The sequence below is a fragment of the Sinorhizobium psoraleae genome (assembly GCF_013283645.1).
GTDB classification, from domain to species: Bacteria; Pseudomonadota; Alphaproteobacteria; order Rhizobiales; family Rhizobiaceae; genus Sinorhizobium; species Sinorhizobium psoraleae.
Map to the genome: position 1 here is coordinate 228,770 of NZ_JABEKV010000003.1, position 11,910 is coordinate 240,679.

The window sequence follows — 11,910 nt, forward strand, 5'->3', positions numbered from 1 at the left end:
GGCAAAATGCGCGTCGGTTTCATAGTCGGTCAGTTTCCGTCGCTTTCGGAAACCTTCGTCGTCGGCCAGATGGCCGGCCTCTTGCGACGCGGCTTCACGGTCGATGTCGTCTGTAACGGGATCTCGGACTATAATTTCGCGGATCGCAAGCAGGAGCCGCTTGCGACGCTTCTCGCACGAACCCGCGACTGGTGGGGTGCGGCGGCGCGCACGCGTCCGACCGTCGGGCGCCTGCCGGCGAGACTTCGCGACAAGGTCTCCACCGCACTCGACCTGTCGTCGGTCGCTCGCCTGAACGAATGCGACGTCGTCGTCGCTCATTTCGGACATAACGGCGCCCGCGCCGCGCGGCTAAAGAAATGGAAGAGGCTGAAACCTCCGATCGTCACGATCTTCCACGGCTACGACGTCGGCGTCCCGCTGCGCGAGCGTGGCCTCAGCCGATACAATGACCTCTTCGAACACGGCACTCTCAACCTGACCGTGAACGACTATTTCCGCCGCGTTCTCGTGGACGCCGGGGCGCCGCAAGCCAAGGTCGCCGTGCACCATATGGGGATCGATCTGCGAAACATTTCCTATGGATGGAGATCCTGGCGCGGCGTGCCGCTGCAATTGATTTCCGTATGTCGCTTGGCCGAGAAAAAGGGTGTGGAATACGCGCTGCGCGCGCTCGCACGAGTTCGTGCCGACGCGCCGGAACTCGACTGGCACTACACGATCATCGGAGACGGCCCTTTGCGGCAAAAACTCGAGGCGCTGGCTTCCGAACTCGACATCGCCGGTCGCGTTTCCTTCCTCGGCAGCCTTGCCCACAAGGACGTCAAGCAATGGCTCCGGCGCTCCCACGCCTTCGTGCTGCCGAGCGTCACCGCCAAGAACGGCGATGTCGAAGGCATTCCCGTGGCGCTGATGGAGGCCATGGCAGCCGGTTTGACGGTGGTGAGTTCCAATCACTCCGGCATTCCGGAACTGGTCGAGGATCAGGTGACGGGCTTCCTCGCTGACGAAAAGGACGTCGGGACGCTCGCGCACCGGCTGCGCTTCGTCGCGGAGCATCCCGAGCAATGCGAGCGCATAGCGCTGCAAGCAAGAAAGAAGGTCGAGGCCGAATTCGACATGGAGGCACTCGACAACGATTTCGCCGAAATCGTCAGTCGGTTCGCCGGAGCGAGGCAAGTCGCTTGAACGCAGAAAACATCCAATTCGGTCGCCTCGCGCTTCGCGGCGGGCTGGTGACAGGTGGCGCCCAGGCCATTCGTATGGTCGTTCAGTTCGTCTCCGTCATCGTGCTCGCGCGTTTGCTCGCGCCGGAAGACTTCGGCCTCGTCGCATCGGTCAGCCCGATCGTCGCCTTCGTCGGGCTTTTTCAGAATCTTGGGCTTCAACAGGCGGTTATCCAGCGCAAGGAGATCGGAGAGAGAGAGCTCAATCAGGTCTTCTGGATAAGTACCCTCGTCGGCCTCGTCTGCACCCTGGTTGTCGTCGCCCTCTCGCCCGCGATCGCCTTTTTCTACGGCGACCAGCGCATGACGGCCATTGCGATTGCCGCCGCGCTGCCGCTGTTGCTCGGCAGCCTGGCTGCCCTTCCGCTCGCCTTGATGAACCGGCATCTCAAATTCGGACAATTGGCATTGAACGATGTCTACGCTGCGGTCGTGGGCCTTCTGGTCACCGCAACGGCCGCCTATCTCGGGATGGGCTACTGGTCGCTTGTCATCGGGCCGGCGGCGTCTGCCGCCATCGCGCTCCTGGCGGCGTGGTGGGCGACGCGCTGGATGCCCGGCCGGCCGGCATTTGCAATCGACCGCGACATCATCTCGTTCGGCGCCAATCTCACCGGCTTCAACCTCGTCAACTTCTTCTCGCGCAATCTCGACAACGTCCTGATCGGCAAGTTTTCCGGACCGATCGAGCTCGGCTATTACGACCGCGCCTACAAGCTTCTCCTGTTTCCGCTGCAGAACATCACGCAGCCGCTGTCGCGCGTGATGATCCCGCTGATGAGCCGCATCCAGGAAGACAAGCCCCGCTTTCGCGATATCTACCTGCGCACAAACTGGTTGCTCGCGGCAGTCACCATGCCCGGCATTGCGGCGGTGACCTCGGCCGCAGAGCCGACCGTCAGCATTCTTTTCGGTGAGCAGTGGCTGCCGGTCGCCCCGATCTTCGCATGGCTCGGCATCGCGAGCCTGATGCAGCCGGTTTCCAGCACCACCGGTTGGATCTTCATCTGCCAGGGCGAGACGAAGACGATGTTCCGCTGGGGCATATACTCGTCGCTGACGACGGTGCTCTCTTTCGTCGTCGGCCTGCAATGGGGGGCGATCGGCGTCGCGGCCGCCTATGCGATCAGCGGCTACCTCTTGCGCGTTCCAGTACTTGCCTGGCTCCTGCAGCGGGTGGGGCCAGTCTCGGCGATTGATTTCCTTTACGTCCAGGGCCTCTTTCTCGTGTCGGCCCTGGCCGCCTGGATCTGCTATCGGATGCTGCCGGAAGCGCTGGCGGGTTCATCGGACTTCCTCGCCCTCGCTTCCGCGATCGGCCTCAACTACGGGCTGGCGCTCGCCTTCGCACTTGCTCTACGCCAGCCGCGCAAAGTCCTGTTCGACGTCCTTTCGAAGGCCATCGGCGCCATTCGCCGATAGGCCTTCGATCAGGGGGCGGAGGAGATCCGCCGCCGACATCGCCGAGGCGTGCTCCTCGAGCACGGCCTTGAGGCTTACTTCGCGATAGTGATCGAGATTGCCGACGAAGCGGTCGAGCTTGCTGGTCGCCTCTTCCGGCGTGACCGTATCGATGTCGAGCAGGACATCGTCGACGCCGACGCGCTTGGCCACTTCCTTGGTCTTGAACTCATAGGCGATTGGCAGCACTGGCGTACCGGTGCAAAGCGACATGATCATCATGTGCATGCGCGTCGCCACGACGAAATCGAGGCCTTTGGCGATTGCCATCAATTGCTCCGGCGTGTGGAACGATGCGTCGACGTTCACGTGCTCGGCGATTTCGGGCGCCAGTCCCGAGACGATGAGGTTCGCCGTCTTCGAATCGTCGTGCGCATATTCCGGTACGCCCTGACAGGTCGAAATGAACGTGACCTTCTTGCCGTGATCGCGCACGAGCTTCGTCGCCATCTCACGGACGGAATCGATGTATCGGCCCATGCCGCCGTCGCCGCCCTTGACGTAATGCCAGTGCCGCACGGAGATGCCGACGCGGCCGCTCGGTGCGGGGCGGCCGATCATCAGCAGCGCCTTGATCCGCTCAACGTCTGCAAGCGCAAAGACGGAATCAGCGACCACATGGCACTTCGACGGATCGTCCACGAGACCGAGGATATGGTCGCGCGAACGAACGTCGCGCAGGAGGATCAGCGGACTGCGGGCAAAAATCGGCGGCAGCATCCGGAGATTGTAAGGCTTCTCGAACGGGCCGAGCGACTGGGTGAAGAAGATCGTCCTCTTGCCAAGCATCTCGCCGAGCTTGAACTGGTTGATGCGCCGCTCGAGCGAATAGTTTTCGACGAGATAGGTGCCGCCCGTGGTGATCACCAGATCGGCATCCTTGTAGAGCGCAAGACTCTTCCGGTCCTCGTCGCTGAAGAAGCGCCTGTCGAGATAGTTGCCGCTGCCGAGATGGCGGAGCGCGTGGAAGGCAGCCTGGTTATAGACCTGCTTCAGCGCAATTTTGACAGTGTTGTCGTCGTATTTGTACTTGAAGATCGATTCCGACGGGAGTTTCCGTAGCTCGATGTCGGGATATTGCTCTTTCGGATACAGTCGCGCCGCGACGTCCGGCTGGCTGTCGAGCACCAGCAATTCCACTTTCTCGCCGAGTATCGATTTCAGGATATGCCTGATCGCGAAAAGAATGGCCGCGTCGCCCGTGTTCAAGCAGACGGTATTTTCGACTACAACTTTCATGTTCCGTCATCCCCGTGTGAAAGTCTCGCCAGACATGGGAGGGTAGTGCCGGCCGACTTGCCGCTTGCGAGAGGTATTCCGTGCCCGACGGACAACCCGCAATAGCGTTCTGTCGCGAAGTTTTGGTGAATTCATGGCCGATGGAGCGATATTTGCCGCAATGCAGCATACGATGCCCAACCCCATTCGAGGGATCCGAAACGTGAGCAAGCCGAATTATCGGGACATAGCCCGCCATGCAGGAGTGGGAACAGCAACGGTCGAGCGGGTCCTGAACGGACGTGGAGGCGTCCGCCCGGCATTGGTCGAGAAGGTGGTCGTTGCCGCGCGCAGCTTAAACTACCCGCGCAAGCTTCCCGATGCCCATCGGGGATTGCTGCGCATTGAAGTGCTGATGGTTCGCCCCGAAACGACCTTTTATCGGCGGCTCTCCAAGGCGTTTGAGAGGATTGCCGCCACCCTCGATCCGCTGGTGGTGGTACACCGTAGCTTCACCGACGAGATGAAGCCGGAAGAGATTGCGCGCCGCATTCGCTCTGCTGATCCTTCATGTGCCGGTCTGATACTTGCGGTGCCCAGCAATCCGGTGATCAGTGCTGCGGTGGAAAAGGTAAATGCGCAAAGTTTGCCGGTAGTTCACGTCGTCACTCGCGCTTCCGATCGCGCTGGAGAATTCGTAGGGATTGACAACTATGCCGCCGGCCGGACCGCGGCGCTGTTTCTCTGCCGAATGGCTCGTCCGAGCGGACCGGTCGTTGCAATTTGCCATCCCATTTATCAGGTGCATCGCGATCGTATCCGCGGGTTCTCGGACTATTTTCTTGAATCTCCCGAATCCTCCATTTTCGAATGGATTGGGTTCGGTCGCGACGAGGAACGCTTTACCGCCGATCTGCTGTGGTCGGCGCTGGAGATGTATCCGGATCTTGCCGGCCTCTACAATGCCGGGGGCGCGAACTCCGCCCTGATCGAGGTGCTTCGCCGGCATCCGCACGGTCGCAATGTGTTCTTCGTTGGGCACGAACTCACCGATTACACACGCATCGCCTTGCAGGACGGCACGATGGATGTGGTGCTGGACCAGGCGCCGGAGGCTCAGGCGCGGCGTGCGCTCGATTTGATTCTACGCCGTATCGGTTTGACCGAGATCGAGCCGGACCGAGCTCCCATTCGCTTCATCACCATAACCAAGGAATCGCTTTGATCTAATTAGATCAAGAATGGCTTCGGCGTTCAGAGTGCCTCCTGTTAGTTTCGAGGCATGGAGGAGAGCCGAAGTTTCGAAAGGAACGACCGGATAAAGGCGCTCAAAGCGCGCGCTCTCCTCAACTCAGAAACTTGTGCGGGCGCGAGGCTCTCGCCCCGCCCGAAGGAGAGAGCGCAATGGATGACCTGAGATATGGAACGCGCAACAAGCGGGGCGACTGGGCGCCGAACCAGCCGGTTGAAACCGCGCCACTGTTCGCTTTTCCGCCCCGGCTGATGGCAATCCTGAAGTGGCTGCCGCACTACTTCTTTCCCTGGAACGTGATCTTTGCGGCATCGGCGGTGGCCTACTGGGCATGGGCGGTTCCGCCGATCGAAACGATGCAGACTTTCGCCATCGGCTGGATCGCCTGGCTTTACGCTGTCAATGCGGTTTGCGTGTTTTTCTTCTACGGCGCTTTCGAGCTCCACCTCTATGTCCTGAAGCGGCAGGAGAACCGCTTCAAGTACAACGGAAAGTTCCCGGCCGAGCAGAAGAGCAAGGCATTCTGGTTCGAGAGCCAGAACGTCGACAATATTCTACGCACGTTCCTATCGGGTGTGACCATCTGGACCGCGGTCGAGGTCGCCATGCTGTGGGCCTATGCCAACGGCTACGCGCCCTGGCTGAGCTTCACGGAAAATCCGCGGACCCTTGCTGTTGTCGCGCTGGTGGTGCCGATCATTCACGAGTTCCACTTCTTCTGCATTCACCGGCTCATCCACACGCCCCTCCTCTACAAGTGGGTGCATTCGGTCCACCACAATTCGGTGAACCCCTCCCCCTGGTCCTCGCTGTCGATGCATCCGGTCGAGCACCTGCTTTATTTCGGGACGGCGTTCTATCACCTGATCCTCCCCTCCAACCCGATCCTCATGCTCTATCAGCTCCACTATGCGGGCTTCGGGGCGATCCCCGGCCATGTCGGCTTCGACAAGGTCGAGATCGGCGAGGACAAGCTGGTCGATAGCCATGCCTATGCTCACTACCTGCACCACAAGTATTTCGAGGTGAACTACGGCGACGCCCTGATTCCGCTCGATAAGTGGTTCGGCACCTGGCACGACGGCTCTCCGGAAGGCGAGGCCCGCATGCAGGAGCGCTATCGCAAGCGCAAGGAAAAACTCGCAGCCCGCAAGGCTCGCGTCGAAGTCGGGAGGGCCGCCCAATGAGCTGGATCTCAGCCTGCAAGCTTGACGACATCGAACAGGAAGGGGCCATCCGCTTCGACCATGGCGGGCGGACCTACGCGATCTACCGCGGGCCAGACGACAGCGTCTACTGCACCGCCGGCCTCTGCACACACGAGGCGATCCATCTCGCCGACGGTTTAGTCATGGATTTCGAGGTGGAATGTCCGAAGCACTCCGGCGCCTTCGACTATCGCACCGGCGAAGCGGTCAGGCTTCCCGCCTGCGAGAACCTGAAAACCTATCCGGCCGAGGTGATCGATGGAGAAGTTCGCGTAGCCCTCGGCTAGAAGCATCCCGCTTTCAAGTAGAATTACCGAAAGCGGATAAGATCCTGTTGAATCAAAGGGTTGGAGCTTCATTCGGGCGTTCATTCGAACGCGCGGCGCTTTAAAGCTGCGCGACATTAGCTGGGCCCGGTGGGCCTCCGGGATGCAACTGGGTGGTCCGGCACCCCGAAGGGAGGATGACATGAAATCGAATTTTGCGGTGGCCGTTCTGGCTGCCTTGATGGCGGGTACCGCATCGGCCGAGACGATCGGCGTTTCGATGCAGAGCTTCGACAACAACTTCCAGACCCTGCTGCGCCAGGGGCTCGATGCAAGGGCGTCCGAGGTGGATGGGGTCACTCTGCAGATCGAGGATGCGCAGGCCGACATCTCCAAACAGATCAATCAGGTGAACAACTTCATCGCCGCGGGGGTGGATGCGATCATCATGACACTGACCGATACCTCCGCCGCCCCCGGCATCAGCGAGGCGGCCCGCAAGGCAGGAATTCCCCTCGTCTACGTCAATCTCGAACCGGAAAACATCGATCAGCTGCCAGAAAGCCAAGCCTATGTCGGTTCGAAGGAAATCGATTCCGGAAGGCTCGGTGCCGAGGCGGCCTGTGAGTTGCTGAAGCAAAAAGGAAAGGCAAGCGATGCACAGGCCTACATATTGATGGGCGACCTGGCCCACCAGGCCTCGCGTGACCGTACGTCGTCGGTCAAGGAAACGCTGGCGGCAGGTGATTGCAAGGGCGTGACCATCGCCGACGAGCAGTCCGCCGCCTGGACGCGCACCAACGCTATGGATCTGACCACGAACTGGGTCACCGCCGGACAGCCGATCGACGTGATCTTTGCCAACAACGACGAGATGGCGATCGGCGCGATCCAGGCGCTCAAGGCCGCGGGCCTGTCGATGGACGATGTGATCGTCGTCGGCATCGATGCGACACAGGATGGCCTTGCCGCCATGGCCGCCGGTGATCTCGACGTGACGGTGTTCCAGAATGCCAAGGGACAGTCGGCGAGCGCCGTGGACGCAGCCGTCGCGCTGGCTCGCGGCAAGAGCGTCGACAAGGAGGTCTGGGTGCCCTTCGAGCTGGTCACGCCCAGGAACATGGCCGAATACGCCAAACAGAACTGATCCCCCTACAGCGCCGCGCGTCTTATCAGACGCGCAAAGGTCGCTGTAGCACTTTGAATTGCTGCATATCTTTGTCCTTAAATCGAGCTCGATTTAAGGAGACATGCAGTAGCCGGCGCTCCCCTCTGGTTGCGCCGGTCTTCTCACGATTGGAGAGCACATGGACAGTATCGTCATCATCGGTGCCGGGGAATGCGGCACCCGAGCAGCATTCGCCCTGCGCGAAGCGGGCTATTCCGGATCCGTCACGCTGGTCGGAGCCGAGCCCCACCTGCCCTACGAACGGCCACCGCTATCGAAGCCCATGAACGGCGCGGTTCAGATGAAGCTGACCTGCGCGACAGAAGCGCTGGAGGCGGCCGGCATCGACTACCTTCCCGGATTGTCGGCCTCGAAGCTCGATGCCGACGCCGGAACCGTGACCTTAAGCGACGGGCGGGTATTGAGCTATGAAAAGCTGCTTCTCGCCACCGGCGCACGTCCGAGGCGGCTCACCTGCGCGGGTGCAGAGCGCGCGCTCGACTTCCGTACCCATGCCGATGCCGAGGCGATGTTCTCCAGTGTTGCGGCAGGCCAAAGCGTTGCTGTTGTCGGCGGTGGCTTGATCGGCATGGAACTTGCCTCGGTGCTTCGAGCAAAAGGTGTCGCGGTCACAGTGATCGAAGCCGCACCGAAACCTCTCGGCCGCGCCGTCCCTCCGCGCTTTGCCGAAAAGCTGCATGCGAGACACGTTGCCGAAGGTGTGCGCTTCCATCTGGAGCGCGGCGTTGTGGCAATCAGCGACGAGGGAGTGACCCTGACCGATGGCAGCATGGTGCCCGCTGATCTCGTCGTCAGCGCCATCGGCGTCTTGCCGGAAACTACTCTGGCCGAAGCGGCCGGACTTGCCACGTGCAACGGAATTCTGACGGATACCTGCCTTCGCACCAGTGCACCAAACGTTTTCGCGGCAGGCGATTGCGCGGCAGTGGCGCAACCCGGCGGCCGGCCTGTTCGGTCCGAGAGCTGGCGCAACGCACGCAGCCAGGCCGAAACCGCGGCGCGGAACATGGCCGGCGCAGCCGAGACCTTCACCGCCATCCACTGGTTCTGGTCCGATCAGTACGATCTTGGCCTGCAGGTAGTGGGGCTGCCGCAGCCGGCGCATCAGCGCGTCTTGCGCTCAACCGCAGGGGGTGAACTCGAATTCTATCTGGACGATGGACGCCTCGTGGCTGCGGCGGGTCTCGGCCTCGGCAATAGCCTGGCGAAGGACATCAAACTGGCTGAGATGCTGATTGCCGCCAACATCAGCCCCGACCCCGCGGCATTGGCCGACCCCGGCTTGAACCTCAAGACGCTTCTGAAAAGCGCGCGGGCCGCCTAATGCAGGAGCTGCTTGTCTTCCAGTCGCTCTGGGCGATGGAGCGCCGGCACACGGACGGCCACGAGCGCAGCCCCGACGAGAACATCGCCATGATCCTGGAAGCGGGATTCGATGGTATCAGCGCGCACTACACGAACCGCCAGGATGTTCTCCGCCTGAACGAAACCATCCGGGGCACCGGCTTGAAGGTCGAAGGGGTCTGCTTTCCTCGCAGCGTCGAGGACTTGCGCCTGCCGCTGGAACTTGCCGCGGAATTTCCTGTCAGCCATATCAATCTGCAGCCCGATGTCCGTCCACGCCGGATCGAGGATTGCCTGCCGCTTCTCGATGGATGGATGCGGCTTGCCGAGGCCGCAGGCGTTCCCGTGTTCATCGAAACACATCGCGACCGAATGACCACGGACCTGTTCTTCACGCTGGATTTGCTGGAGCACCGTCCCGGACTGCCGCTGCTGGCCGACCTCTCGCATTTTCTGGTCGGCCGCGAGTTCGCCTTTCCGGTCGATGAGGAAAACCACACCATGATCCGCCGCGTGATGGGCAACGCCTGGGCCTTTCACGGCCGTGTCGCTTCGCGCGAGCAGGTGCAGATCGAGATCTCTTTTCCGCACCATCGACCCTGGGTCGAACTCTTTCTCGAGTGGTGGAAGTACGGCTTCCGCAACTGGCGATCACGCGCCGCCGATGATGCGGAGCTCATCTTCACCTGCGAGTTGGGTCCCAAACCCTATGCGATCACGGGGCGAGACGGCAACGACTCGACCGACCGATGGGCCGAGGCTCTGCTGCTTCGGCAGATGGTACGCGAGCTGTGGACCGCCACTGCCGAACAGCAGAGGCCATAATGAAATCACGCGCAGCTGTTGCATTCGCACGCGGCGAGCCGCTGGAATTGTCGCGCGCTGCGATACTTGCGGCTCGTCAGCCGAGTCTCGGCGCTCTCCGTCGGAGTGTTTTGACAATTACTGCACCAGCGGCCGCAGTGCCCCTTGCGTCTCCTTGAGCAGGGGCAGGTAGCGCTCCGCGAGTTCGGAGGCTGCGACATGGGCGGCTGGAGCACCGATATTGAGCGCGGCAACCACCTGCCCGCGGGCGTTCATCAACGGCACCGCGATCGAGCAAAGCCCAAGCTCAAGCTCCTGGTCGATCACCGCATAGCCCTGCTCGCGGACCTGGCGCAGTTCCTTGATCAACTCTTCCGGGTCGGTCTTCGTCAGCGGCGTATTCGCCCTGAGCTCGGTGCGTTTCAGGATTTCGCGCGCTTCTGCTTCAGGAAGTGCGGCGAGCAGGACACGGCCCATCGAGGCGCAATAGGCGGGAAGGCGCGATCCCGGCATCAGGTTGATCGACATGACCCGCCGCTGCGAGGCGCGCGCCACATAGACGACCTCCGTGCCGTCGAGCACCGACGCCGAGGCGCTCTGGCCGGCCTTTTCCGACAGCTGGTCGAGATAGGGCTGGACGAGCGCCGGCAAAGGTGTCGCCGACAGATAGGCGTGGCCGAGCCGCAGGATTTTCGGCGTCAGCGTGAAGAACTTGCCGTCGTAGTCGGCATAACCGAGCTCGGAAAGCGTGAGCAGGGAGCGCCGCACCGTGGCACGGTCAAGTTCGGTGATCTTCGCAGCCTCGGCAATCGTCAGGCGCGGCTGCGCCTCCCCGAAGGCCTCGATGACTTTTAGGCCCCGCGCGAAGCCACTGACGAAATCCGTTTCCCGCATGATTCACTCACCTCGATTATTCGGTCGAATTTGTGCGATATATGAACAAATGTCAAATATCGCACAAAATGTTTGACGAGTGGCTGAAACGAGCGCTTATTTTCCGCCATCGCCGATGACGAAAGCCAGCCGGGACCGCGGGTCCCCTGCTCGGAAATTCGGCAACATCAATGGAGGAGGGCCAGGATGGCTCGCATATTGTCGCTCGCCGAGGCGGTCGCCGAAAACGTGAAGGATGGCGACACCGTTGCCATGGAGGGATTCACCCATCTCATTCCCTATGCCGCCGGCCATGAGGTGATCCGCCAGGGCAGGAAGGATCTGTTCCTCGTCCGCATGACCCCGGACATCCTCTATGACCAGCTGATCGGCGTCGGCGCCGCACGCGGCATGAAGTTCTCCTGGGGCGGCAACCCCGGCGTCGGCTCGCTGCACCGCTTCCGCGATGCGGTCGAAAATCAATGGCCGCTACCGCTGGATATCGAGGAACATTCCCACGCGGCCATGGCGAACGCCTATGAAGCAGGCGCCGCAAACCTGCCCTTCGCAATGCTCAGGGGCTATATCGGCGCCGACCTTCCGAAGGTGAACCCGAACATCAGACAAGTTACCTGCCCCTTCACCGGCGAAGTGCTTGCCGCCGTGCCGGCGATCCGTCCGGACGTGACGATCATCCACGCACAGCGTGCCGATCGGAAGGGCAATGTGCTCCTCGAAGGCATCGTCGGCGTGCAGAAAGAAGCGGTGCTTGCCGCCAAGCGCTCGATCGTGACCGTCGAGGAGATCGTTAACGAACTTGACCCACCCTCTCCGAATTCGGTCGTGCTGCCAACCTGGGCGGTGACGGCAGTCGTCCACGTGCCCGGCGGCGCATTCCCCTCCTATGCCCATGGCTATTACCCGCGCTCCAACGCCTTCTACATCGCCTGGGACGAGATCGCCCGTGACCGCGAAGCGTTTTCCGCCTGGATCAAGGAGAACGTGCTCGACGCAAAGCCCGAGGATTTCGCCAGACACGCCGTAAAGTCGACAAAGGCCGCGTGAGGAG

11 protein-coding genes are annotated in these 11,910 nt (G+C 61.5%); 9 read left to right on the forward strand and 2 right to left on the reverse strand.

Features of this window, described 5'->3' with window-relative positions; all coding sequences use genetic code 11:
• Window positions 1–6 precede the first annotated feature (6 nt).
• Complete coding sequence (locus tag ILFOPFJJ_RS16960; protein ID WP_173511740.1) at window positions 7–1,188, forward strand: glycosyltransferase; 1,182 nt, start codon at window positions 7–9, stop codon at window positions 1,186–1,188.
• Window positions 1,185–2,648, forward strand: coding sequence for a lipopolysaccharide biosynthesis protein (locus tag ILFOPFJJ_RS16965; RefSeq protein WP_173511741.1), 1,464 nt, complete (start codon window positions 1,185–1,187; stop codon window positions 2,646–2,648). The genes ILFOPFJJ_RS16960 and ILFOPFJJ_RS16965 overlap by 4 nt, the downstream gene beginning before the upstream one ends.
• On the opposite strand, the gene ILFOPFJJ_RS16970 is transcribed toward ILFOPFJJ_RS16965, so the two are convergent.
• On the reverse strand, window positions 2,583–3,926 hold the full coding sequence (locus tag ILFOPFJJ_RS16970; protein ID WP_173511742.1) for a polysaccharide pyruvyl transferase family protein: 1,344 nt from the start codon (window positions 3,924–3,926) through the stop codon (window positions 2,583–2,585). The two genes, ILFOPFJJ_RS16965 and ILFOPFJJ_RS16970, sit on opposite strands and share 66 nt — an antisense overlap.
• 202 nt (window positions 3,927–4,128) lie before the next feature.
• Here ILFOPFJJ_RS16970 and ILFOPFJJ_RS16975 point away from each other — a divergent pair, with 202 nt between their 5' ends.
• The 6 genes from ILFOPFJJ_RS16975 to ILFOPFJJ_RS17000 all read left to right on the forward strand — a co-directional run bounded on the left by ILFOPFJJ_RS16975 (window position 4,129) and on the right by ILFOPFJJ_RS17000 (window position 9,989).
• The gene (locus ILFOPFJJ_RS16975) at window positions 4,129–5,130 is read left to right on the forward strand and encodes a LacI family DNA-binding transcriptional regulator (RefSeq protein WP_173511743.1); all 1,002 of its coding nucleotides are present in this window, start codon (window positions 4,129–4,131) and stop codon (window positions 5,128–5,130) included.
• Between the two features lie 179 nt (window positions 5,131–5,309).
• Window positions 5,310–6,344, forward strand: a complete 1,035-nt coding sequence (locus tag ILFOPFJJ_RS16980; RefSeq protein ID WP_173511744.1) for a sterol desaturase family protein — start codon at window positions 5,310–5,312, stop codon at window positions 6,342–6,344.
• Window positions 6,341–6,652 (forward strand): Rieske (2Fe-2S) protein, encoded by a 312-nt coding sequence (locus ILFOPFJJ_RS16985; RefSeq protein WP_173511745.1) that lies wholly within the window; start codon window positions 6,341–6,343, stop codon window positions 6,650–6,652. The genes ILFOPFJJ_RS16980 and ILFOPFJJ_RS16985 overlap by 4 nt, the downstream gene beginning before the upstream one ends.
• Before the next feature lie 181 nt (window positions 6,653–6,833).
• Window positions 6,834–7,778: a substrate-binding domain-containing protein gene (locus ILFOPFJJ_RS16990; RefSeq protein WP_173511746.1), complete on the forward strand. Its 945-nt coding sequence runs from the start codon at window positions 6,834–6,836 to the stop codon at window positions 7,776–7,778.
• A 160-nt stretch (window positions 7,779–7,938) separates the two neighbouring features.
• Entirely contained in the window at window positions 7,939–9,144 is a 1,206-nt protein-coding gene (locus ILFOPFJJ_RS16995) for an NAD(P)/FAD-dependent oxidoreductase (protein ID WP_173511747.1), read from the forward strand.
• Window positions 9,144–9,989, forward strand: coding sequence for a sugar phosphate isomerase/epimerase family protein (locus tag ILFOPFJJ_RS17000; RefSeq protein WP_173511748.1), 846 nt, complete (start codon window positions 9,144–9,146; stop codon window positions 9,987–9,989). The genes ILFOPFJJ_RS16995 and ILFOPFJJ_RS17000 overlap by 1 nt, the downstream gene beginning before the upstream one ends.
• Before the next feature lie 117 nt (window positions 9,990–10,106).
• Here the strand turns inward: ILFOPFJJ_RS17000 and ILFOPFJJ_RS17005 are convergent, their stop codons facing one another.
• Window positions 10,107–10,862 carry an IclR family transcriptional regulator gene (locus tag ILFOPFJJ_RS17005; protein ID WP_173511749.1) on the reverse strand — a complete coding sequence of 252 codons (756 nt, stop codon included), beginning with the start codon at window positions 10,860–10,862 and terminating at the stop codon, window positions 10,107–10,109.
• 186 nt (window positions 10,863–11,048) lie between these two features.
• On the opposite strand from ILFOPFJJ_RS17005, the gene ILFOPFJJ_RS17010 reads away from it, so the two are divergent.
• Window positions 11,049–11,906 (forward strand): CoA transferase subunit A, encoded by an 858-nt coding sequence (locus ILFOPFJJ_RS17010; protein ID WP_173511750.1) that lies wholly within the window; start codon window positions 11,049–11,051, stop codon window positions 11,904–11,906.
• Window positions 11,907–11,910 lie beyond the last annotated feature (4 nt).

Bases quoted from the DNA above. Each gene is read 5' to 3' on its own strand.
- ILFOPFJJ_RS16970 (WP_173511742.1), bottom strand. From the start codon at position 3,926: ATGAAAGTTGTAGTCGAAAATACCGTCTGCTTGAACACGGGCGACGCG.
- ILFOPFJJ_RS16980 (WP_173511744.1), top strand. From the start codon at position 5,310: ATGGATGACCTGAGATATGGAACGCGCAACAAGCGGGGCGACTGGGCG.
- ILFOPFJJ_RS17005 (WP_173511749.1), bottom strand. From the start codon at position 10,862: ATGCGGGAAACGGATTTCGTCAGTGGCTTCGCGCGGGGCCTAAAAGTC.
- ILFOPFJJ_RS17010 (WP_173511750.1), top strand. From the start codon at position 11,049: ATGGCTCGCATATTGTCGCTCGCCGAGGCGGTCGCCGAAAACGTGAAG.
- ILFOPFJJ_RS16995 (WP_173511747.1), top strand. From the start codon at position 7,939: ATGGACAGTATCGTCATCATCGGTGCCGGGGAATGCGGCACCCGAGCA.
- ILFOPFJJ_RS16990 (WP_173511746.1), top strand. From the start codon at position 6,834: ATGAAATCGAATTTTGCGGTGGCCGTTCTGGCTGCCTTGATGGCGGGT.
- ILFOPFJJ_RS16960 (WP_173511740.1), top strand. From the start codon at position 7: ATGCGCGTCGGTTTCATAGTCGGTCAGTTTCCGTCGCTTTCGGAAACC.
- ILFOPFJJ_RS16985 (WP_173511745.1), top strand. From the start codon at position 6,341: ATGAGCTGGATCTCAGCCTGCAAGCTTGACGACATCGAACAGGAAGGG.
- ILFOPFJJ_RS17000 (WP_173511748.1), top strand. From the start codon at position 9,144: ATGCAGGAGCTGCTTGTCTTCCAGTCGCTCTGGGCGATGGAGCGCCGG.